We start from the raw sequence: 21,655 nt of genomic DNA, 5'->3' as shown, positions 1-21,655 counted from the left end.
GCACTAAGCGTGCCCTTGCTGGACGCCCCAGCTGCGACGATGTAACGATGCCGGAACCTGGCATTCCCCCTTCTGATGGGAAGGAGCCCCTTCGATGCAGGGCGACCCCGAGGTTCTGGAATTCCTCAACGAGCAGCTGACCGGCGAGCTGACGGCCATCAATCAGTATTTCCTGCATTCGAAGATGCAGGACAACAATGGCTGGACACGACTGGCCGCATACACCCGGTCGGAGTCGTTCGATGAGATGAAGCACGCGGAGATGCTCACCGACCGCATCCTCCTCCTGGATGGTCTCCCCAATTATCAGCGGCTCTTCCACGTCCGGGTGGGCCAGACGGTCACCGAGATGTTCGAGGCCGACCGCCAGGTGGAGGTCGAGGCCATCGACCGGCTCAAGCGCGGCATCGAGCTGATGCGGTCCAAGAGCGACATCACCTCGGCCAACATCTTCGAAAGCATCCTCGCCGACGAGGAGGAGCACATCGACTACCTCGACACCCAGCTCGAACTGATCGAGAAGCTGGGCGAGCCGCTCTACATCGCCCAGCAGATCGAGCAGCCGAGCGGCAGCTGACGCGGCTGGGCGGCTAGGCGGCTTCGGCCTCGACCGTCGCGGCGGCCTCGACCGTCGCGGCGGCCTCGACCGCCACGGCGGCGGCAGCAGGCAGCGTGACGGGTTCGAGCGGAGCGTCACGGCGCGGGCACGCGCCCCGGCCCAGCAGCGCCTGGATCTTGCGTACGCAGGAACCGCAGTCCGTGCCCGCCTTGCAGGCACCGGCGATCTGGCGCGGGGTGCACGCGCCCGTGGCGGCGTGCTCGCGCACCTGCTTCTCGGTGATGCCGAAGCATGAGCAGACGTACACGGGCAGACTCTCCAGCGTTGATCAATAAGGTAACCCTTACCTTACCTGTCCCGCCGGAGCCTTACAACGCCGCGGGGCGCGGATCGATGTGATCCGCGCCCCACCGGCATACGAATGATCTCTACTGGTCCCGGTACATCTCCGCGACCAGGAACGCCAGGTCCAGCGACTGGCTGCGGTTCAGCCGCGGGTCGCAGGCCGTCTCGTAGCGCTGGTGCAGATCGTCGACGAAGATCTCGTCGCCGCCGCCCACGCACTCGGTGACATCGTCACCGGTCAGCTCCACATGGATGCCACCCGGGTGGGTGCCCAGCTCCTTGTGGACCTCGAAGAAGCCCTTGACCTCGTCCAGCACGTCGTCGAAGCGGCGCGTCTTGTGGCCCGACGCGGCCTCGAAGGTGTTGCCGTGCATCGGGTCGCAGATCCACGCCACCTGCGCACCGGACGCGGTGACCTTCTCCACCAGGTGCGGCAGCTTGTCGCGGACCTTGTCCGCGCCCATCCGCGTGATGAAGGTGAGGCGGCCCGGCTCCCGGTCCGGGTCGATCTTCTCGATCAGCGTCAGCGCCTCTTCGGGCGTGGTCGTCGGGCCGAGCTTCACACCCACCGGGTTACGGATCTTCGACGCGAATTCGACGTGCGCCCCGTCCAGCTGCCGGGTGCGCTCACCGATCCACACCATGTGGCCGGACACGTCGTACAGGTCGCCGGTCCGCGAGTCGGTGCGGGTCATCGCCGACTCGTAGTCCAGGATCAGCGCCTCGTGCGACGAGAAGAACTCGACGGTCTTGAACTCCTCCGGGTCCACCCCGCAGGCGTTCATGAAGTTCAGCGCCCGGTCGATCTCGCGCGCCAGCGCCTCGTAGCGCTGCCCCGAGGGGGACGACTTCACGAAGTCCTGGTTCCAGGCGTGCACCTGCCGCAGATCGGCGTAGCCACCGGTGGTGAAGGCGCGGACCAGGTTCAGCGTCGAGGCCGACGCCTGGTACATCCGCTTCAGCCGCTGCGGATCCGGGATCCGCGCCGCCTCCGTGAACTCGAAGCCGTTGACCGAGTCCCCGCGGTACGTGGGCAGGGTCACCCCGTCGCGGGTCTCGGTCGGCTTCGAGCGCGGCTTGCTGTACTGGCCGGCGATCCGGCCGACCTTCACCACCGGGACGGACCCGGCGTAGGTCAGCACGGCGCCCATCTGCAGGAGCGTCTTCAGCTTGTTACGGATGTGGTCGGCGCTCACACCGTCGAAGGCCTCGGCACAGTCACCGCCCTGCAGCAGAAACGCCTCGCCCCGGGCCACGGCCCCCAGACGGTGCCGCAGCTGGTCGCACTCGCCCGCGAAGACGAGCGGCGGATAGGCCTCGAGCTCAGCGATCACATCGCGCAGAGCCGCTTGGTCCGGCCAGTCAGGCTGCTGCGCCGCGGGAAGGGACTGCCAGGTGTGGCCACCGGCGTGGGATTCAGCGTTCACGGTCACCCGGACAAGGGTACGGGGTCTTCATTCGCGTCCAGCCCGCCGCCCACGGTGTGAGACGCCCCGCCTCACGCTTTGATCTCGAACCACACCGTCTTCCCCGGCGCCCCCGGGGTTCGCTCCACGCCCCACGCGTCCGTGACCAGCTCCACCATCGCCAGCCCCCGCCCGTTCTCGTCCCACGGCCCGGCGGCGCGCTTCGCGGGTACGGCGGCCGAGCCGTCCCCCACCTCGACCCGCAGCTTCCCCTCCTGCGCCAGCAGCGCCACGGTGCAGCTCCGGTCCGGTACGTGCTTGATCACGTTGGCGAGGAGTTCGGTCACGGCGAGCCCGGCGGGCTCGGCCAGGTGCGGCATGTCCCACATGGCGAGGTACGTACGGACGATACGGCGGATGTGGCAGGCCGCGTGCGCGGACAGCGCGGTGAAGGTCAGGTGGTAGTGGGGCGGTGGGTAAGCAATGTCTTCGTTCACGCCACAAGGATGGATTCGGACGATTACCGTGGGCTACCTCACGAACACAACGTGCTGGTTGTTGGGGGCCGTCATGCCGAACATCCGAAAGCTGGACCCGACTACGTCTCCGATGCATCACCTCGGCGCGGAGTTACGCCGGTACCGGGAGGCCGCCGGGCTTACGCAGGATCAGTTGGGCGCGAAGGTGTACTGCACGGGCTCGCTCATCGGTCAGTACGAGACCGCCAGGAAGATCCCTACCCGGCGGTTCACGATGCAGCTGGACGAGGTGTTGGGCACCGGTGGGGCGTTGTTGCGGCTGCTGGAGATGGCGTTGTGCTTTCGGGTACCTCTGCAGGACCAGCAGTACGCGGACCTGGAAGCCGAGGCAGCCCAGGCGTACTTCTTCGAGCCGAACGTGGTGAACGGCCTGCTACAGACCCCGGACTACGCACGAGCGGTGATCGGCGTGCTCGACAAGGACAGCCTTGACTACCGGCTGGCGCACCGAATGGACCGACAGCGTGTCCTGCTGCGCGAGAACCCGCTGCTGACGTGGGTGATTCTAGGCGAGGCAGCACTGCACCAAGCGGTCGGCGGCCCAGAAGTGATGTGGAACCAACTGGCCCACCTGTTGACCTTCCGCGACCAGGACTGGGTGAACATCCAGGTGCTGCCCTACTCGGCCGGAGCGCACGTCGGCTTCCAGGGCGCGTTCACGTTGTTCCGCTTCGAGAAGGGACCGGATCTCGCCTTCAACGAGGACTACGAGGCCGGTTACTTGACCGCAAATCCGCAGGACGTCACCGCCCGCACGCTCCGTTACGCTCACCTTCAGGCCGCCGCTCTGTCCATCCAGGACTCGGCCGATCTGATCGCTCACGTAATGGAGGAACGCTATGGATCGCAGCCCTGAGTGGCGTAAGTCCAGCCACAGCAGTGACCAAGGCAATTGCGTGGAGGTCGCCGAGATACCCGGCCGCGTCGCCGTCCGCGACTCCAAGCACCCCGACGGCCCCGTCCTGCTCCTCTCCCCCGCCGCCTTCGGCGACTTCGTCACCGCGACAGCGAACGGCACCCTTACTTGCTGATGTGCTCCATGCACAGCGTGAACTGCGGCCTGCCGTTGCGGGTCAACTGGTACGTGGCGTACTGCGGATCGCAGGTGTAATCCATCACCTCACGCTGCTTCACCTTGTAGTCGGCGGCGGCGCCACCGCAGTCCACGATCGTGAGGTCCGGGTCGCTCTCGGAGCCCTTGTTCTGCAGGCAGTCACCGACGTCGGCGGCGGACGCGCTCGTGCTGTCCGTGTTGGCCGGACCGGTGTCGGGGGTGTCGTGGCCCAGCACCCCGTACCAGACACCGCAGAAGATCACGACCACGACACCGGTGATCATCTGGATCTTGGTCTTGAGGTTGAACCGGCTGAAGAAGCTGGGCCGCCGGGGCGGAGGCGGCGGAGCGGGCGCGCCCGGGTAGGGCTGGCCGTACTGCGGCTGGCCGTACGGCTGCTGACCGTACTGGGGCTGGCCCTGCTGCGGCGGGTAGGGGCTGTAGCCGCCGGGCGGCGGCGCGGACGTGGACAAAACTTTCCCCCGTAGTGCACGAAGTGAAGCCGCGCATCAGAGCAATTGCGCGGTCCGTCAACGTAGCGACCGGCGCCGACAACCCGGCGCTCGGGGTAGCGGCCTCCACACCGCCCACACACAGGGAAGGAAACCGTGTCGCAGCCATGAGCACCGCGCCGCCGCCCGGTGGCTTCACCGCCGAGGACCTTCTGCGGCTGCCCGGACTTCCCTCGCACACCGAGCTCATCGACGGGGGCCTGGTCTTCCGCAGCCCGCAAGAAAAATGGCACAGTCGGGTGATCAATCTGCTGGTCGCGGAGCTAAATCGGCAGGCACCGGGCGGGTTGCAGGCCGATCGTGAGATGACCGTGCGACTGGCCAAGCGCCAGGCTCCCGAGCCGGATGTCGTCGTGGTGACCAGCGAGGCGTACGAGCGCGACGAGCCGTCCACGTACTACCTCCCGGAGGACGTCGCGCTGGCCGTCGAGGCCGTGTCGCCGGACTCGGAGAAGCGGGACCGCGACACCAAGCCCCGGAAGTACGCGAAGGCGGGCATCCGGCACTACTGGCGGGTGGAGAACGACGAGGGGCGCACCGTGGTCTACGTTAACGAGGGCGACCCGGCCACGGAGGGCTTCTCCTTGACCGGCATCCATCACAACCAGCTCAAGGTCACGACCCCCTTCACTCTCGACATCGACCTCACCTCCGTCGGCAGGCGCTCCGCGTAACGAAAGGTTCGTACCAAGCACACGCGGGACGCGTCGCGCAAGGACGGGCGTTCGGGCATCCCTCGGCCGTTTATGGACATGCCACGGAGAAGACGTGATGGAACCGTGCGCTCCTCGGACGCTGTTCGGGTGACCGGCACGCCCCCGTGGCCGGTTCCCATCCGAAGGAGTAGTCCCATGAGGAAGTTGCTCCGCCGCGGTACCGCCGCCTTCGCGGCCGCCGCCTCGCTCGCACTGATGTCGCTGGGCGCCACACCCGCCCAGGCGGACTCGTCCGCCATCCCGTCCGGCATGACGTGGACCGTGCTTGCCAAGGGCAACGGCACGGTCCGTGTCGGCGCCGACTCCGCGACCGACGCGTACAACGGCGACACCGCCGCCACCGCGACGCTGCCCATGCTGTGCCTGAGAGTCAACGGCAGCGCCGTACCCGCCGGGATCACGCCGGACTTCTACGCGGGCTGGGCGCGCGGCACCGTCGCCGCGACGCCGCCCGTGCTGGGCAGGTCGCTGACCAGCCGGGCGACGGCGGACGCGGTCTGCGCGCAGTACTACGGCTCGGACTGGCGGATGGCCGAGTTCCACGACGGCCGCTACGGCGCCAACCTGGAGGCCAGCGGTGGCTGGTCCTTCTGGGCGTACGGCTACGTACCCGAAGGCACCCGCTTCTGGGCGGCGATCAACGACCAGCCTGCGAACCCGTGGAACTGAGTTGAAGTGCTCTCCTCCTCCGGCAAGCCTGTATCCGGACGCTTAGGCCCGGCCTCCTGCTCTGCAGAGTCGCGGAAGGGCACCACTGGCTCCAGTCTGGAGGGGCGGGCACTCGTGAAGATCTGAGGTAGAGTCCGGACCATGTTCGCGCGACTGACCATGACCTGGTGGTGGACCGCTCATCCGGCGGCCCACTGAATCGCGCGCACTGAGACAGACTCCCGCGAAGGCCGCCCGAGGGGCGGCCTTCGGCGTTTCCGCGGGTCGTTCCTCCTCTCCGGAAGGAACAACGATCCGCCATGCACAACGCAGACGCCCAGGCCGTCGTCGCCCGGCTGCTCGCCGACGACTGCCCGCCCTTCGCCCTGCTGCACCGCCGTACGCCCGGCCATGCGCCCGACACCGTCGACGTGCTCATCGGCCCGGCCGGTGAGGTGGAGCGGCTGACCGACATCCCCCTGCCGACCGGGGTGCCGGAGGGCGGCGGTCCGGTGAGCGACGCGCTCGCGCTGGTGCCGTTCCGGCAGATCCGGGAGCGGGGGTTCGACGTCCGGGACGACGGGACGCCGCTGGCCGTGCTGCGGCCCGAGACCACGTACGCGCTGCCGCTCGCCGAGCTGCTGGACGCGCTGCCCGCGCACGACGTGCGGGTCGAGGGCGGGCGCTTCGACGTCGGCGACGACGCGTACGCGCAGATCGTGAGCCGGGTCATCGAGGACGAGATCGGCGCCGGCGAGGGGGCGAACTTCGTCATTCGACGGACCTTCGAGGGCGAGATCCCGGGCTTCGCGAGTACCGACGCGCTCGCGCTCTTCCGGCGGCTGCTCGCCGGTGAGCGGGGCGCGTACTGGACGTACGTCGTACGGCTGGGCGGCGGGCGGACGCTGGTGGGGGCCAGCCCGGAGGTGCACGTGCGGATGTCCGGGGGCACGGTCGTGATGAACCCGATCAGCGGGACGTACCGCTATCCGGCGGGCGGCGCGACGGCGGAAGGGCTGCTGGAGTTCCTGCACGACCCCAAGGAGGTGGAGGAGCTGTCCATGGTCGTGGACGAGGAGCTGAAGATGATGTGCACCGTCGGCGACATGGGCGGCGTCGTCGTCGGGCCACGGCTCAAGGAGATGGCGCACCTCGCGCACACCGAGTACGAACTGCGCGGGCGGTCCTCGCTGGACGTACGGGACGTGCTGCGGGAGACGATGTTCGCGGCGACCGTCACCGGCTCGCCCGTGCAGAACGCGTGCCGCGTGATCGAGCGCTACGAACCGGGCGGCCGGGGCTACTACGCGGGCGCGCTGGCGCTCATCGGGCGCGACGGCGGCGGCGCCCAGACCCTCGACTCGCCGATCCTCATCCGCACCGCCGACATCGACGGCGACGGCGTGCTGCGGGTGCCGGTCGGGGCGACGCTGGTGCGCCACTCCGACCCGCGCGGGGAGGTCGCCGAGACCCACGCCAAGGCGGCCGGCGTGCTGACCGCGCTGGGTGTGCGGGAGGCGCCCGCACGGGCCGGGGCGGGCCCGCGCCCCCGGCTCGCGGACGATCCGCGGGTGCGGGCGGCGCTGGACGCGCGGCGGGCGGACCTGGCGCCGTTCTGGCTGCGGATGCAGGCCGCGGAGGGGCTGCTGTCCGGGCACGCGCTGGTGATCGACGCCGAGGACACCTTCACGGCGATGCTCGCCCATCTGCTGCGGATGGCGGGGCTGACGGTGACGGTGCGGCGGTATGACGAGCCGGGCGTGCGGGGCGCCGCGCTGGCGCACGAGGGGCCCGTCGTGCTCGGCCCCGGGCCGGGGGACCCCGGCGACTCCACGGACCCGAAGATGCGGTTCCTGCGGGGGCTCACGGCGGAGTTGGTGGCCGGGCACCGGCACGGGCTGCTCGGGGTGTGTCTGGGGCACGAGCTGATCGCGGCGGAGCTGGGGCTGGAGATCGTGCGGAAGGACGTGCCGTTCCAGGGGGCGCAGGAGCGGATCGACTTCTTCGGGCGCCAGGAGACGGTGGGCTTCTACAACACGTTCACCGCGCGGTGCGATGAGGGCGTGGAGACGGAGCTGGCGATGCACCGGGTGGAGCTGAGCCGGGACGCGGGGAACGGGGAGGTGCACGCGCTGCGGGGGCCGGGCTTCGCCGGGGTGCAGTTCCACCCGGAGTCGGTGCTGTCGCGGAACGGGGCGGTGCTGGTGGCGGAGCTGCTGGCGGCTGTGCGGGTCTGACACCGAGGCGCCCGCCGAGGGGAGCACCGGAGTGCTCCCCTCGGCGGGCATCCCCTCGCGGGGGAGTGTCGGTGCCTGCCGTCAGGACAGCAGCAGCACCGCGCCGGCGGCGGCCATGACCACGGTGGTGGTGGCGTGGATGCCGAGGTACGCCTTGGCGGGTCCGCCGCTGAGCTTCGTGATGAGCGTGTCCCCGAGCGTGACGAGCGAGCCGGCCAGCATCATCCAGCCGCGCAGGTGCGTGCCCGCGCCGAGCAGCACGATCAGCAGGAAGAGGCCGTAGCCGATGTCGCGGACGGCCAGGACGGACAGCCAGGCGCGGACGCTGGGGTCCTCGGTGCGGGTGCCGGGTATACCGAAGTCCGCCGCGACCTCCGGGGTCCACAGGCTGCGGGCGCCGATGAGGATGATCCCGACGGCGATCGCCCAGGTGATCACGGTGGCGGCGGTGGTGGCGACGGCAGGCATGGCAGGTGTCCCCTCTCGTCGCGGCGCCGACCCCCTGTCGAGCACCGCTCAATCTGCTAGCGATGCTAGACGTAGCAGGAGCCCGATGTCTAGCGCTGACAGAATTTCCCTCAGGCGCGCCCAGCGCGACCACCGACAAGCACTGCTCCCGCCGGGCGGCGCACCGGCGGGAGCAGCGGATTCAAGGGACCGTCAGCCGAAGAAAACCTCCGCCTCCGCGTACAGCGACGGGTCCACCGTCTTGAGGCGGGCCGTCGCCTCGGCCAGGGGGACGCGGACGATGTCGGTGCCGCGCAAGGCGACCATCTTGCCGAAGTCCTGGTCCTGTACGGCATCGATCGCGTGGAGGCCGAAGCGGGTGGCCAGCCAGCGGTCGAAGGCACTGGGGGTGCCGCCGCGCTGCACATGCCCCAGGACGGTCGTACGGGCCTCCTTGCCGGTGCGCTTCTCGATCTCCTTGGCCAGCCACTCCCCGATGCCGGAGAGCCGCACATGACCGAAGGAGTCCAGGGATTCGTCCTTGAGTACCGCGTCGCCCCCCTTCGGCATCGCGCCCTCCGCGACGACGACGATCGGGGCGTAGCGGATCTTGAAGCGGGATTCGACCCAGGCGCAGATGCGGTCGACGTCGAAGCGCTGCTCGGGGATGAGGATGACGTTGGCCCCGCCGGCGAGCCCGGCGTGGAGGGCGATCCAGCCGGCGTGGCGGCCCATCACCTCCACCACCAGGACCCGCATATGGGATTCGGCGGTGGTGTGGAGGCGGTCGATGGCCTCCGTGGCGATGTTGACGGCGGTGTCGAAGCCGAAGGTGTAATCCGTGGCGGACAGGTCGTTGTCGATGGTCTTGGGAACGCCGACGCAGGCAATGCCGTAGTCGCCGGAGAGCCGGGAGGCGACGCCGAGGGTGTCCTCGCCGCCGATCGCGATGAGCGCGTCGACCTCCTGCTTGGCCAGGGTCTCCTTGACCCGGCGGATGCCGTCCTCGCTGTTGAAGGGGTTGGTGCGGGACGAGCCGAGGATGGTGCCCCCGCGCGGCAGGATGCCGCGTACCGCGCGGATGTCGAGGGGAACGGTGTCGTTCTGGAGGGGACCGCGCCAGCCGTCCCGGAAGCCGACGAAGTCGTAGCCGTATTCCTTCACGCCCTTGCGCACGACGGCGCGGATGACCGCGTTGAGCCCGGGGCAGTCACCGCCGCCGGTCAGCACTCCGACCCGCATCCTTTTCATCCCTTCTGTCGCCGAAATCCCGAGATTGGGCCCGGTACGGAGCCACGCTAACGGTGATCCAGGTCACAGGGGATGGGGCGGAAAGCGATTCCCGCTCCGCCCAAGGGAGTTGGTTGTGAACTTCACCCGTTCGAGCGGGTGGGGCTCAGGCGTCGTCGAGCCCGGCCTCGATGGCGTACCGGACCAGCTCCACCCGGTTGTGCAACTGGAGCTTGCCCAGGGTGTTCTGGACGTGGTTCTGCACGGTGCGGTGGGAGATCACCAGGCGCTCGGCGATCTGCTTGTACGAAAGCCCCTTGGCCACCAGCCGCAGCACCTCCGTCTCCCGCTCGGTGAGCTGCGGAGCGACCGGCTGGCCGGCGGTGACGGGGGCGGGCTCGCTCGCCAGCCGCCGGTACTCGCCGAGCACCAGACCGGCGAGGCCCGGGGTGAAGACGGCGTCACCGACGGCGGTACGGCGCACCGCGTCCAGCAACTCCTCGGTGCTGGCCGACTTCACCAGATAGCCGGTGGCGCCGGACTTGACCGCCTCCAGGACGTCCGCGTGCTCACCGCTCGCGGAGAGCACCAGCACCCGCAGCGCGGGGTGGGCGGCGACGACCTCCTTGCAGACCTCGACGCCGGGCAGCCCGGGCAGGTTGAGGTCGAGCACCAGGACGTCGGGCCCGGCGGCCTTGGCCCGGCGGACCGCCTGCGGCCCGTCCCCGGCGGTGGCCACCACGTCGAACCCGGCCTCGGCCAGGTCCCGGGCGACGGCGTCGCGCCACATCGGGTGGTCGTCCACCACCATCACGGTCACCGGCCGTGCGGCTTCCCGGTCTTCGGTCATCGTCCAGCCGTCCCTTTCTTCCCACTCGCCTTCTTCCCGCTCGCCGCGAGCTTCGGAACCGTCAGCTCCACCTCGGTGCCCTGGCCCGGCGCCGAGATCCACTCGGCGGTGCCGCCGAGGTCGCGCAGCCGCCCCCGGATCGACAGGGCGACCCCGAGCCGCCCCTCCCGCTCGGCGTCGGCGAGCCTGCCCTCCGGGATGCCGGGCCCGTCGTCCCGGACGGTGACCATGACCGCTCCCGGCTCGTCCTCCAGCAGGATCCAGGCCCGGGCCCCCTCGCCCGCGTGCACCCGTACATTGTCCAGCGCGGCACCGACAGCGGCCGCCAACTCCCCCGCCGCGGCCGCCGGGAGGATCACCGGGGCGCCCGGTTCGGAGAAGGTGACCTGCGATCCGGCGTGCGGGGCGAGCAGGGCCCGCAGATCGCAGGGCTCCTCGGCGTCCTCGGGCGGCTCGGGCCGAAGGGCGGCGGCGACGGGAGCGGACGGTGGCCGCGGGTCCGCGGCGTCCGTACGGTCGTCGGCCGCGCCGCGCGGCGGGGTGACCAGACCGGTGGCCACCAGCGAGCGCAGCGCGATCTCCTGCTCCCCCGCCATCCGGCCCAGTTCGGCCGCCTCGCCGCCGATCGCGGCGCCCCGCCGCTGCACCATGGCCAGCACCTGGAGGACGCTGTCGTGGATGTCCCGGGCCAGCCGCTCGCGTTCGCGGGTCGCCGCCTCGATGCGCAGCGCGCGGGCCAGGGTGCGCTCACTGGCGCGGGCGACCTCCACGACGTACCCGATGGCCACGCTCGCCACCCACACCAGCATCAGCATGTGGACGGTGTCCTGGGCGAACCCGCCGCGCTCGATGATGTTCGCCGTGCACACGATCGTCGACGCCCACGCGGCCCACCGCCAGCCGCCCTTGATGGCGAAGCCGAGGACCGCGCCCGCCGTCCATATGGACGGCAGCGTGGGCGTGCCCTCGGCGATCCGGTCGTGGGTGTCGACCAGCGGGGTGAGCAGGATGCCGGTGATCGCGACCACGAGGTCGCCGATCAGGAAGCGCCGGGTGCAGCGCTCGGCCGAGGAGACCATACGGAACGTCAGCGCCGTCCACAGGGTGAGCACCGCCATATAGGCGGCGGCGCCCCTCGGACGGTCGTAGTCGGAGAAGGAGTAGACGAAGAGACAGAGCGCGTAGATCAGCGTGAGCACCCGGTAGGCGGTCAGCGCCTGCCACAGCGGCTGCTCCACGGACATGCGTACGACACGCTCGCGCTTGGGCTGCGGCGCCAACTTCCCCCCACCCCCGGGTCCGGCGCGCTTTACGCCCCGGTCTTGTCCTTGCCCTTGTCCTGCTCCGCAGCCTTCTCGGTCTTCTCCGCCTTCTCGGCCTGCTTCCGGGCCGCCTCCACCTCCGCGATCTGCCGCTTGGCCGCGGTCGCGTAGATGTCGACGTACTCCTGGCCGGACAGCTTCATGATCTCGTACATGACCTCGTCGGTCACCGAGCGCAGGATGAAGCGGTCCCCGTCCATGCCGTGGTAGCGGCTGAAGTCCAGGGGCTTGCCGATCTTGATGCCGGGACGCATCAGCTTGGGCATCACCTTGCCCGGCGGCTGGATCTTCTCGGTGTCGATCATCGCGACCGGGATCACCGGCGCGCCCGTCGCCAGCGCGACCCGCGCCAGACCGCCGGGCTTGCCTCGGTAGAGCCGGCCGTCCGGGGAGCGCGTGCCCTCCGGATAGATACCGAACAGCTCACCGCGCTTGATGACCTCGATCCCGGCCTTGATCGCGGCCTCTCCCGCGCCCCGGGTTCCCGAGCGGTCCACCGGCAGCTGGCCGACGCCCTTGAAGAACGCGGCCGTCAGCCTGCCCTTGATCCCCGGAGTGGTGAAGTACTCCTGCTTGGCGATGAAGGTGACCTTCCGGTCGAGCATCGCGGGCAGGAAGAAGGAGTCGGAGAAGGAGAGATGGTTGCTCGCGAGAATGGCCGGCCCCTCGTCGGGGACGTTCTCCAGCCCCTCGACCCAGGGCCGGAAGGCGAGCTTCAACGTCCCACCCACCGACAGCTTCATTGCACCGTAGAACAACCGAGAACCTCCTGTATCCGACGAGGAGACCTTAACCTGCCTACCCCCGGTGCGGCGCGCCGCGTACGCTGAGGTCCCGTTGACCGCTTCACCACCGAACGGAGATCCGTGGTGCCGCTCCTCCCCGGAGCCGAGCCGTTCCGCCACGACGGCGGAGAGATCGGCGTCCTCGTCTGTCACGGCTTCACCGGTTCCCCGCAGTCGGTGCGCCCCTGGGCCGAGCACCTGGCGCGGCGCGGGCTGACCGTCTCGCTTCCGCTGCTGCCCGGCCACGGGACCCGCTGGCAGGATCTCGCGGTCACCGGGTGGCAGGACTGGTACGCCGAGGTCGACCGGGAGCTGCGGGCGCTGCGCGAGCGGTGCGCCCGGGTCTTCGTCTGCGGGCTGTCGATGGGCGGCGCGCTGGCGCTGCGGCTGGCCGCCCAGCACGGCGCGGGGATCAGCGGTGTCGCCGTCGTGAATCCGGCCAACCGGATCCACGATCCGCTGGCCGTGGCTCTTCCGGTGCTGCGTCATCTGGTGCCCTCCGTCAAGGGGATCGTGAGCGACATCGCCAAGCCGGGTTCCCAGGAATGGGGATACGACCGGATGCCGCTGCACGCCGTGCACTCGATGCGCCGCTTCTACCGGGTGGTCGACGCCGAACTGCCGCAGGTGACCCAGCCGCTGCTGGTGATGCACAGCCCGCAGGACCATGTGGTGCCGTCGGCCGACTCCGAGCGCATCCTCAGCCAGGTCTCGTCCCGGGACGTCACCGAACGGCTGCTGGAGCGCAGCTACCACGTGGCGACGCTGGACTACGACGCCGAGTTCATCTTCGAGGAGACGGACACGTTCATCACCCGGTTGACCGCGGGTATGGGACAGGACAACGGGGGACATCCCGGGGACGTCAGCGGGAGGGAGGGGGCGGCGGCCAGTGGCTGAGCGTGATCCGAACGAGAACGAGGCGGGGGCGCGCCGGGACGACGATGCCGCCTTCGCGGCGATCGTCGCCGCGTACGGGGAGGAGCCCCCGGACCCGCCGGGCGCGGAGCGGTGGCCCGCGGCCGAGAATCTGACCGAGAAGTGGGGCCGCGAGGACTCCCGGCGTGAGGAGCCGCTGGGCGAGCTGGACGACGGGCTGGAAGACCGGTTCGAGGACCGGTTCGAGGACGACTTCGACCCCGACGTCGAGGACGACCGTCCGGGCGCGGCGGCGCCGGACGCCCTCACCAAGACGGAGAAGCCCGACACGAAGGACGACAAGCCCGTCGGCAGCTTCATCGTGTACGCGCCGGGCGTGGGCCCGCGCGACTGGGACGCCCCGGAGCCCTCCGAGAGCGACTTCGACGAGACCGACGAGGGCCATTTCGTCCCGCCCGAGCCGCCGCCGCTCCCGGAGTCCGACACCACGTCCCGGTTCGCCTGGCTGGGCGTGCTGGGCGGGCCGCTGCTGCTGCTCGGCGTGGTGCTGTTCCGGGTGGAGCTGACCTGGTGGATCACGACGCTGGGCGTCGGCGGCTTCCTGGGCGGCTTCGTCACGCTGGTGATGCGGATGAAGGACAGCGACGACGAGGAGGACGACGACCCCGGCCGGGGTGCCGTCGTCTGAAACCCCTCGGCTGACGTTTACGCGGACGACGCGGACGACACGGACGACGCGGGCGCGCGGGGCACCCGGAGCGCGGCCAGGACCGGGAGGTGGTCCGTGGCCGCCCGCAGGTCGGCGTCGTCGACGCCGGGCAGCCCGGACGGCACCCCGCAGCCGATGATCTCGATGCCGTCGGTCGCGAACAGCGCGTCGATGCGGCGGCGCGGATCGCCCGGGTCGAAGGTCGCCTCGCTCCCCCACGGCTCGGTGGCCCAGCCGTCCCGCAGCGTTCCGGCGATACGGCGGAAGGCACGGCCGTCGGGCTGCTCGTTGATGTCACCGGCGGCGACGGCGTACGGCACGCCGAGCGCGGCGACGCGGTCCAGCAGCATCCCGGCCTGGTCGTAGCGCTCGGCCGCGGCCAGGCTCAGATGGCAGCTGACGACGCCGAGCCGGATGGCACCGCCCGTGCCGTCGGGGTCCCGGTGGCCGCCGCCGAAGCGCAGCACGGCGGTGGCGAAGCCACGCCGGTGCAGGCCGGGGACGCGGGGCAGCAGGATGTCCTCGGACCGCTCGACGTGGGCGCGCAGTGAGGTGAGGATCATGGGTCCGGCGGCGGTGGCCCCGCCCGTGGCGTAGACCAGGCCGGTCTCCCGGGCCAGCCAGGCGGCGGCCTTGCGCCAGCGGAAGAAGCGCGGCGCCTCCTGGACGCAGACGACATCGGGGGCGCAGGCCCGGATCACCCGGGCCAGCGCCTCGCGGTCGTCACGCAGCGAGCGGATGTTGTAGCTGAGCACCCGCACCACGGCCGCGTCCGGGCCGGTGGTGGAGGCGGGCAGATCCGCGAGCGCCACGCTCCCCCCAGGGGGTGTCTCCTCGATCATGCCGGGCTCCCGACGCCGCTGTGACATCAGCCGCTGCCGCGGCGGGCGGCACCTCGCGGCCCCGCGCTCGTGGCACGCAGCGCCGCTGCGCACTCCTCACGCGGGTGGCGACGCACCGCACCAGACGCCGCTCGCTGATCCGGCCTGATCGACAAGGCACCCCCTCGAAGCTCAGCCCTGGCGTGCGAGGTCGGCGGCGCCGACGAGCCCGGCCTTGCCGCCGAGCTGGGCGGCGAGGACCTGGGCGTGCGGTCGCCACTGATTGCCGACCAGCCAGCGGCGGAACGACTTGCGGATCGGCTCCAGGACGAGATCGCCCTCGTCGGAGACCCCGCCGCCGACAATGAACGCCGAGGGGTCGAAGAGCGAGGCGAGGTCGGCGAGCCCGGCCCCCGCCCAGCGGGCCAGCTCGCGGAAGGAGTCGATGGCGACCGGATCGCCCTGGCGGGCGGCGTCGCTGATGTGCTTGCCCTCGATGCCCTCGGGGGTGCCGTCGCCGAGGCCGAGCAGGATCTCCGCGTTCTCCGGGGTCGCGTTGGCGCGCTGCTTGGCGTAACGCACCAGCGCGCGGCCGGAGGCGTACTGCTCCCAGCAGCCCTGGCTGCCGCAGCCGCACAGCAGACCGTCGGGGACGACTCTTATGTGGCCGAACTCGGCCGCGACGCCGAAGCGGCCGCGGTGCAGCTTGCCGCCGATGATGATGCCGCCCCCGAGGCCGGTGCCGAGCGTGATGCACACGACGTCGTCGTGGCCCGCGCCGGCGCCGAACCGGTACTCGCCCCACGCGGCCGCGTTCGCGTCGTTCTCCACGACGACGGGCAGGCCGACGCGCTGCTCGACCTTGTCCTTCAGCGCCTCGTGCCGCCAGTTGATGTTGGGCGCGAAGAGCACGGTGGCGCGCTTGTCGTCCACATAACCGGCCGCGCCGATACCGACGGCCTCGACGTCATGACCGGTGCTGACGTCGCGCACGGCGTCCGCGATGGCGTCGACGACTCCCTCGGGGGTCGGCGGGGTCGCAACCTGGCTCGTCTCGAGAATCGAGCCCTCTTCGTCGACCACGCCGGCCGCGATCTTCGTGCCGCCGATGTCGACGCCGATGGTGAGTCCCATGAGTCCCTCAGTTATTTGGTCGAACCCCGCCACGGCTAACGGTACCGGAGGGAGCGCTCAATCGAGGTCGATGTGTTCACTACTCGAAGTCTGACCTTCGTCCCCGCCGGACGTCCGCCCGCTGTCGCCGCTCCGGGTCCAACGCTGCTCCTGGCCGGTCACGGCGGCCCGGTAGGCGGCGAGCAGTTCGCTTCCGGCGCTGGCGAGATGCTCGAATACGTCGGGATTGCGCTCGATGACCGGTTCGACGGCCGCCTTCGCTCCTGCGATCAACTGTTGTACGGCCCCCTCCACCGCCGTACCGGCGAGCGGGGTCTGCAGCCCGGCCAGCTTCTCCGCGACGGCGTCGGCCAGCTTGCGCAGCTCCTCGGCGGCGCTGCCCGGCTCCTCGCCGCCCTCGCGGGCCTGCCGCCGGGCCTTCTCGGCGGCGAGGTCCTCGGCGCAGGCGCGCTCCCAGGCGTCGGGGTCGATCTCGGTGACCGGTACGTCGGTGCCCGGGGCGTCTGCGGGGCGCTCGGTGGCATCGCTCATGGCGAACTCCTGCGGCGGGGAGGCTGGCTGCCCGGTCCGTTCGTTCAACCGGGCTTGCTCTCGACGTTACCGGAACGACGGGCGAGGGTCCTTCCGCCGGAAACGGTCAGGGCCGCTTCGGCCACAGGTCGGGGTCCGGGGTGAAGCGGACCTGCAGATGGCCGTCGCGCAGCCCGGCCCCGGAGACCGTGCAGCGGCGCAGCGCGGACGGCAGCGGCAGCACGCGGTGGAACGGCCCGACCGTGACGATCAGTTCGTCGCCGCGCCGGACCAGGCCCAGCCCGTCCCGGTCGGCGCCGGGCAGCGGCAGCCGCCACAGCAGCGCCCCCTCGTCGGCCAGCCGGTCCTCGACGCTCCACGGGTCGGCCGCCGGGCGGTCGGGGCGTGGGTCGGGCGCCCCGACGGGCCCGGCCAGCGCGGCGAGTCCGGCGGCCGGGCGGGGGCCGCCCCCGCCGGAGACCACCACTCCGGAGACGACTCCGGAGACATCGCGGGGGCCGTCACCGAGGCCGTCGCCGGACGCGTCACCGGGGCCGCTGTCGGCGGCGTCGCCGAGCCCTTGCGGATCGCGGCCCAGATGCGGCAGCTCGCGGATCGGCACGTCCGGCGTCCACTGCTCGTACAGCTCCTTCAGCGCGGCCTGCTGCTGACCGGACAGCGCCCCGAGCCACGGGTCGGGGGTGCCGGTGGGCAGCAGCCGGTTGGCGACGACCGACTCCACCCGGCAGCCGTGCAGCGCCAGCCCGGCGCGGGCGGTGCGCAGCGCGCGGTCGGTGAGCGGCCCGGGGTCCACCACCACCCGTACGGTCGTGGCCTCCGACTCCAGGACGTCCTGGACGGCGGCCAGCTCGCGCTCCCAGCGCTCGGCCATCTCGTACAGCTTCTGCGCGGGCATCGGCATCCCGGCCAGCTGGGCCAGCATCGGCCGCAGCGCGCGGGCCGCCTGCCGCTCGGCGGGCAGCAGCCGCCGCAGATAGCGGCGCAGCTGTTCGGGCAGGGCGAGCAGGGCGACGGTCTCCGGCGCGGGCGGCAGGTCGACCACGAGGACGTCCCAGCCGGTGCCGGGCGGCGCGGTCTGCGCGGCGCGCAGGGCGCGCAACAGCGCGACCGACTCCGCCCCGGGGAGCGCGGTGGCCTCCTCGCCGTCCAGCGGGGTCGAGCCCAGCATGTCGAGCATGCCGCGGCCACGGTCCTGGAGGGCGGTCAGCTCGTCGCGGAACCACTCCTCGGTGACGACCCGGGCGGCCCACAGCCCCGGCGTCAGCGCGACGGGTACGGACCACGGCAGCCGGTCGGCGCTGCGACCGGGTCCGCCGCGCAGCGGGCCGATGCCGAGCAGCGCCTCGGGCGTGCCGTCGCGGTCCGCGGTGAGCAGCAGGGTGCGCTGTCCCTCGCGGGCGGCGGCGAGGGCGGTCGCGGCGGCCACGGTGGTGCGGCCCGCGCCGCCCGTACCGGTGACGAGGACCGTACGCATGAAAGGAGCCTCCGGCGGGGTGTTTCGTCGGTGTGCGGTGCGGCTCCCGGTGGCCGCCCCCGCCGGAGCGTACCCCGCCACCGGCCCGCTCCTCGCCCCATGGTGGCGGCCGCGCGCCGAGGCGGAACTACGCGGCCTCGACCCGCTTCTTCAGACCCGCGAGCGCGCGGTCGATGATGACCTTCTCCGCCTTGCGCTTGATCATGCCGAGCATGGGGATCTTGACGTCGACGGTGAGCTGGTACGTCACCTCGGTGCGCGTGCCGCCGTCCCGCGCGGCCAGCCGGTAGGAGCCGTCCAGGGTGCGCAGCATCTGGGACTTGAGCAGGGACCAGCTGACCTGGTCGCCGCCCCAGGTGTACTGGAGCGTGTAGTCGTCCTTGATGGCCCCGGCGTCGAGCACCATCCGCACCTGCTCGCCGCGGCCCTGCTCGTCCTTGGTGAGGACGTCGGCCTCCTTCACCTCACCGGACCACTCCGGGTAACGGTCGAAGTCGGCGATCACCTCCATCACGTCGGCCGGTGCCGCCTCGATCGTGATGCTCGAGCTGGTGTGTTCCGCCATCGCCGTGGCTCCTCCGTACCGGTCCGCCGCATGGGGTGTCTGCCGGTGAAGGCTATCGCGCGCGGGTCACCACTCCAGGGTCCAGGGGGTGCCGGTGGAGGCGAAGTGTCCGACGTTGACGCATTCGGTGGCGCCGATCCGCATGCGGCGGACGAGCGGCTGGTGGACATGGCCGAAAAGCGAGTAACGGGGACGAAGGGTGTGGATCGCGTCCAGCAGCGCGTCGCTGCCGCGCTCGAAGCGGCGGGCGACGGTGTCGTAGCAGAGGTCCGGCACCTCGGGCGGTATGTGGGTGCACAGCACGTCCACCTCGCCCCGGCCGCCGAGCGCCGCGATCTTCTCGGCGTACGTCTCGTCGTCGATCTCGTACGGGGTGCGCATCGGCGTGCGCAAGCCGCCGCCGACGAAGCCGAAGACGAGGCCGCCGATCTCGACCCGCTCGCCGTCGAGGACCGTGGTGCCGGATTCGACGTATTCCGGCCAGAGTGCGGGGATGTCGACATTGCCGTAGGTGGCGTACGTCGGGGTGGGGAAGGCCGCGAACAGCTCGGCGTATTGCCTGCGTACGGCGGACTCGATGGCCGCGTCGCGGTCGATCCCCTCCCACAGCCGGTTGCCCAGCTCGCGGGCCTCCTCGAAGCGGCGGGCGGTGCGGAGGTCGACCAGGCGGTCGGCGTTCTCGACGCCGAAGAGGTCGGGAAAGATGCCGCGGGAGTGGTCGGCGTAGTCGAGGAAGAGGACGAGGTCGCCGAGACAGATCAGGGCGTCCGCCCCGTCCGCCGCCTTCTCCAGATCCTGGCTGTTCCCGTGCACGTCACTCACCACGTGGACTCGCATGCGTGTCACCCTAAGACCTGTGACCATCCGTCCGTAAGGTGTTCCGTCCGCCGTGACCCGCGTCCACCTGCGGTTCCTTACCGGCCACGGTGGCCGTCGACTAGTCTGCGGGCAGCATGAAGGCGGTGTGTGACGCATCAAACATCTGTACGGAAACCCCTATCCCGGAGCCATACCGATGGGTAACGTCCGGGCAGTCCAACCCCCATTGCCCTGCAGCGGCGCCGGCGCCCATGAGGAGCAGCAGTCTTGCGCGAGTTCAGCCTTCCGGCCCTGTACGAGGTTCCGGCCGACGGCAATCTGACGGACCTCATCCAACGCAACGCGGCGCAGCACCCGGATGTGGCGGTGGTCGGCCGCAAGGTCGGCGGCCGGTGGGAGGACGTCACCGCGGCGGACTTCCTGGCCGAGGTGCGCGCGGCCGCCAAGGGCCTGATCGCGGCCGGGGTGTCGCCGGGCGACCGGGTCGGTCTGATGTCGCGCACCCGCTACGAGTGGACGCTCCTGGACTTCGCCGTCTGGAGCGCGGGCGCCATCACCGTGCCGGTGTACGAGACGAGTTCACCGGAGCAGGTGCGGTGGATCCTCAGCGACTCGGGCGCGGTCGCGGCCCTCGTCGAGACCGGGGTGCACGAGGCGGCCGTGGAGTCCGTACGGGACACCCTGCCCGACCTCAAGCACATCTGGCAGATCGAGGACGACGCGATCGGGACGCTGCGGACGCTGGGGTCGGACGTCACGGACGAGACGGTGGACGAGCGCTCCTCGCTCGCCACCGCGGACTCCCCCGCCACCATCGTCTACACCTCGGGCACCACCGGCCGCCCCAAGGGCTGCGTCCTCTCGCACCGCAGCTTCTTCGCCGAATGCGGCAACGCGGTGGCCCGGCTCAAGCCCATCTTCGCCACCGGCGAGTCCTCCGTGCTGCTGTTCCTCCCGGAAGCGCATGTCTTCGGGCGGCTGGTGGAAATCTGCGCGGTCCTGGCACCGATCAAACTCGGCCACGTTTCGGACATCAAGACGCTGACCGACGAACTCGTCGCGTTTCAGCCGACCTTGGTGCTGGGCGTGCCGCGCGTCTTCGAGAAGGTCTACAACTCGGCGCGGGCCAAGGCCCAGGCCGAGGGCAAGGGAAAGATCTTCGACAAGGCCGCCGACGCCGCCATCGCCTACAGCAAGGCGCTGGACACCCCGGGCGGGCCGTCCTTCGGGCTCCGGCTCAAGCACCGGGTCTTCGACCGGCTGGTCTTCGGCAAGCTGCGCGCCGCCCTCGGCGGCCGCGCCACCCACGCCATCTCCGGCGGCGCCCCACTGGGCGAGCGGCTCGGCCACTTCTACCGGGGCATCGGCTTCACGGTGCTGGAGGGGTACGGCCTGACCGAGTCCTGCGCGGCCACCACCTTCAACCCGTGGGACCGGCAGAAGATCGGCTCGGTCGGCCAGCCGATGCCCGGCACGGTGGTCCGCATCGCCGACGACGGCGAGGTGCTGCTGCACGGGGACCATCTGTTCACGGAGTACTGGAACAACGAGGCGGCGACGGCGGAGGCGCTGTCCGACGGCTGGTTCCACACCGGGGACGTCGGCACCCTCGACGAGGACGGCTACCTCACCATCACCGGCCGCAAGAAGGAGATCATCATCACCGCGGGCGGCAAGAACGTCGCCCCCGCGGTGATCGAGGACCGCATCCGGGCGCACGCCCTGATCGCCGAGTGCATGGTCGTCGGCGACGGCCGCCCGTTCGTGGGCGCGCTGATCACCCTGGACGAGGAGTTCCTGCCCCGCTGGGCCGCCGAGCACGGCAAACCCGCCGACGCGACGGTGGCCGACCTGTGCGAGGACGCCGAGCTGCTGGCCGAGATCCAGACGGCGGTGGACGACGGCAACGCGGCGGTCTCGAAGGCGGAGTCGGTGCGGAAGTTCCGGGTCCTGACGCAGCAGTTCACCGAGGACTCGGGGCATGTGACGCCCTCGCTGAAGCTGAAGCGGAATGTGGTGGCGAAGGACTTCGCGGCGGAGATCGAGGCGCTGTACGGGCGCTGAGCCGCGCCG

Annotated in this window: 25 protein-coding genes; 10 read left to right on the top strand and 15 right to left on the bottom strand. The window is 70.9% G+C overall.

What is annotated here, in order from left to right:
- Positions 1-94 precede the first annotated feature (94 nt).
- Complete coding sequence (bfr, locus tag ASC60_RS29560; RefSeq protein WP_055556268.1) at positions 95-577, top strand: bacterioferritin; 483 nt, start codon at positions 95-97, stop codon at positions 575-577.
- A gap of 13 nt (positions 578-590) precedes the next feature.
- Here bfr and ASC60_RS29555 read toward each other — a convergent pair whose 3' ends face one another.
- The 3 genes from ASC60_RS29555 to ASC60_RS29545 all read right to left on the bottom strand — a co-directional run bounded on the left by ASC60_RS29555 (position 591) and on the right by ASC60_RS29545 (position 2,807).
- On the bottom strand, positions 591-866 hold the full coding sequence (locus tag ASC60_RS29555; protein WP_055556266.1) for a bacterioferritin-associated ferredoxin: 276 nt from the start codon (positions 864-866) through the stop codon (positions 591-593).
- Positions 867-987: 121 nt separating this feature from the next.
- Positions 988-2,337 (bottom strand): class II 3-deoxy-7-phosphoheptulonate synthase, encoded by a 1,350-nt coding sequence (locus ASC60_RS29550; RefSeq protein WP_055556264.1) that lies wholly within the window; start codon positions 2,335-2,337, stop codon positions 988-990.
- A 65-nt stretch (positions 2,338-2,402) separates the two neighbouring features.
- A complete protein-coding gene (locus ASC60_RS29545; RefSeq protein ID WP_055556262.1) occupies positions 2,403-2,807 on the bottom strand; it encodes an ATP-binding protein in 405 nt (134 codons plus the stop codon).
- Between the two features lie 73 nt (positions 2,808-2,880).
- Between ASC60_RS29545 and ASC60_RS29540 the strand changes: the two genes are divergently transcribed.
- Together ASC60_RS29540 and ASC60_RS29535 are read left to right on the top strand one after the other, a co-directional pair.
- The gene (locus ASC60_RS29540) at positions 2,881-3,705 is read left to right on the top strand and encodes a helix-turn-helix transcriptional regulator (RefSeq protein WP_055556407.1); all 825 of its coding nucleotides are present in this window, start codon (positions 2,881-2,883) and stop codon (positions 3,703-3,705) included.
- Positions 3,689-3,880: a DUF397 domain-containing protein gene (locus ASC60_RS29535; RefSeq protein WP_055556260.1), complete on the top strand. Its 192-nt coding sequence runs from the start codon at positions 3,689-3,691 to the stop codon at positions 3,878-3,880. Before ASC60_RS29540 ends, ASC60_RS29535 begins: the two co-directional genes overlap by 17 nt.
- Here ASC60_RS29535 and ASC60_RS29530 read toward each other — a convergent pair.
- Complete coding sequence (locus ASC60_RS29530; protein WP_055556257.1) at positions 3,870-4,376, bottom strand: hypothetical protein; 507 nt, start codon at positions 4,374-4,376, stop codon at positions 3,870-3,872. The two genes, ASC60_RS29535 and ASC60_RS29530, sit on opposite strands and share 11 nt — an antisense overlap.
- Before the next feature lie 146 nt (positions 4,377-4,522).
- Here ASC60_RS29530 and ASC60_RS29525 point away from each other — a divergent pair, with 146 nt between their 5' ends.
- The 4 genes from ASC60_RS29525 (at position 4,523) to ASC60_RS29515 (ending at position 8,016) form a co-directional block, all read left to right on the top strand.
- Positions 4,523-5,089: a Uma2 family endonuclease gene (locus ASC60_RS29525; RefSeq protein ID WP_055556256.1), complete on the top strand. Its 567-nt coding sequence runs from the start codon at positions 4,523-4,525 to the stop codon at positions 5,087-5,089.
- A gap of 177 nt (positions 5,090-5,266) precedes the next feature.
- On the top strand, positions 5,267-5,800 hold the full coding sequence (locus tag ASC60_RS29520; protein ID WP_055556254.1) for a hypothetical protein: 534 nt from the start codon (positions 5,267-5,269) through the stop codon (positions 5,798-5,800).
- A gap of 141 nt (positions 5,801-5,941) precedes the next feature.
- Positions 5,942-5,998, top strand: a complete 57-nt coding sequence (locus ASC60_RS44200) for a trp operon leader peptide (protein WP_106516695.1) — start codon at positions 5,942-5,944, stop codon at positions 5,996-5,998.
- Positions 5,999-6,099: 101 nt separating this feature from the next.
- Positions 6,100-8,016: an anthranilate synthase family protein gene (locus tag ASC60_RS29515; protein ID WP_055556252.1), complete on the top strand. Its 1,917-nt coding sequence runs from the start codon at positions 6,100-6,102 to the stop codon at positions 8,014-8,016.
- Between the two features lie 81 nt (positions 8,017-8,097).
- On the opposite strand, the gene ASC60_RS29510 is transcribed toward ASC60_RS29515, so the two are convergent.
- The 5 genes from ASC60_RS29510 to ASC60_RS29490 form a co-directional block, all read right to left on the bottom strand.
- On the bottom strand, positions 8,098-8,484 hold the full coding sequence (locus tag ASC60_RS29510; protein ID WP_055556250.1) for a DUF4267 domain-containing protein: 387 nt from the start codon (positions 8,482-8,484) through the stop codon (positions 8,098-8,100).
- 192 nt (positions 8,485-8,676) lie between these two features.
- Entirely contained in the window at positions 8,677-9,705 is a 1,029-nt protein-coding gene (locus ASC60_RS29505) for a 6-phosphofructokinase (RefSeq protein WP_055556248.1), read from the bottom strand.
- Between the two features lie 154 nt (positions 9,706-9,859).
- The gene (locus ASC60_RS29500) at positions 9,860-10,543 is read right to left on the bottom strand and encodes a response regulator transcription factor (RefSeq protein WP_055556246.1); all 684 of its coding nucleotides are present in this window, start codon (positions 10,541-10,543) and stop codon (positions 9,860-9,862) included.
- Positions 10,540-11,787 (bottom strand): MacS family sensor histidine kinase, encoded by a 1,248-nt coding sequence (gene macS / locus ASC60_RS29495; protein WP_055556244.1) that lies wholly within the window; start codon positions 11,785-11,787, stop codon positions 10,540-10,542. The genes ASC60_RS29500 and macS overlap by 4 nt, the downstream gene beginning before the upstream one ends.
- Before the next feature lie 65 nt (positions 11,788-11,852).
- Complete coding sequence (locus tag ASC60_RS29490; RefSeq protein ID WP_370592977.1) at positions 11,853-12,623, bottom strand: lysophospholipid acyltransferase family protein; 771 nt, start codon at positions 12,621-12,623, stop codon at positions 11,853-11,855.
- A 111-nt stretch (positions 12,624-12,734) separates the two neighbouring features.
- On the opposite strand from ASC60_RS29490, the gene ASC60_RS29485 reads away from it, so the two are divergent.
- Positions 12,735-13,550: a carboxylesterase gene (locus ASC60_RS29485; RefSeq protein WP_055556405.1), complete on the top strand. Its 816-nt coding sequence runs from the start codon at positions 12,735-12,737 to the stop codon at positions 13,548-13,550.
- On the top strand, positions 13,543-14,217 hold the full coding sequence (locus tag ASC60_RS29480) for a hypothetical protein (protein WP_055556241.1): 675 nt from the start codon (positions 13,543-13,545) through the stop codon (positions 14,215-14,217). Before ASC60_RS29485 ends, ASC60_RS29480 begins: the two co-directional genes overlap by 8 nt.
- A gap of 17 nt (positions 14,218-14,234) precedes the next feature.
- Here ASC60_RS29480 and ASC60_RS29475 read toward each other — a convergent pair whose 3' ends face one another.
- The 6 genes from ASC60_RS29475 to ASC60_RS29450 form a co-directional block, all read right to left on the bottom strand.
- Complete coding sequence (locus ASC60_RS29475) at positions 14,235-15,080, bottom strand: endonuclease/exonuclease/phosphatase family protein (protein WP_234357192.1); 846 nt, start codon at positions 15,078-15,080, stop codon at positions 14,235-14,237.
- A 171-nt stretch (positions 15,081-15,251) separates the two neighbouring features.
- The gene (locus ASC60_RS29470) at positions 15,252-16,193 is read right to left on the bottom strand and encodes an ROK family glucokinase (protein WP_055556238.1); all 942 of its coding nucleotides are present in this window, start codon (positions 16,191-16,193) and stop codon (positions 15,252-15,254) included.
- A gap of 57 nt (positions 16,194-16,250) precedes the next feature.
- Positions 16,251-16,724, bottom strand: a complete 474-nt coding sequence (locus ASC60_RS29465; RefSeq protein ID WP_055556236.1) for a DUF5304 domain-containing protein — start codon at positions 16,722-16,724, stop codon at positions 16,251-16,253.
- Positions 16,725-16,830: 106 nt separating this feature from the next.
- The gene (locus tag ASC60_RS29460; protein WP_055556234.1) at positions 16,831-18,198 is read right to left on the bottom strand and encodes an ArsA family ATPase; all 1,368 of its coding nucleotides are present in this window, start codon (positions 18,196-18,198) and stop codon (positions 16,831-16,833) included.
- A 127-nt stretch (positions 18,199-18,325) separates the two neighbouring features.
- Positions 18,326-18,763 (bottom strand): SRPBCC family protein, encoded by a 438-nt coding sequence (locus ASC60_RS29455; RefSeq protein WP_055556232.1) that lies wholly within the window; start codon positions 18,761-18,763, stop codon positions 18,326-18,328.
- A 66-nt stretch (positions 18,764-18,829) separates the two neighbouring features.
- Complete coding sequence (locus ASC60_RS29450; protein WP_055556230.1) at positions 18,830-19,600, bottom strand: metallophosphoesterase; 771 nt, start codon at positions 19,598-19,600, stop codon at positions 18,830-18,832.
- Between the two features lie 249 nt (positions 19,601-19,849).
- On the opposite strand from ASC60_RS29450, the gene ASC60_RS29445 reads away from it, so the two are divergent.
- Positions 19,850-21,646 carry a long-chain fatty acid--CoA ligase gene (locus ASC60_RS29445; protein ID WP_055556228.1) on the top strand — a complete coding sequence of 599 codons (1,797 nt, stop codon included), beginning with the start codon at positions 19,850-19,852 and terminating at the stop codon, positions 21,644-21,646.
- Positions 21,647-21,655: the final 9 nt, after the last annotated feature.

Origin of the sequence: Streptomyces sp. NBRC 110028, assembly GCF_001417735.1 — a bacterium.
In the GTDB taxonomy this organism is placed as follows: domain Bacteria; phylum Actinomycetota; class Actinomycetes; order Streptomycetales; family Streptomycetaceae; genus Streptomyces.
The sequence above is the reverse complement of the archived record's forward strand: the minus strand, read 5'-3'. Positions and strand labels throughout refer to the sequence as shown.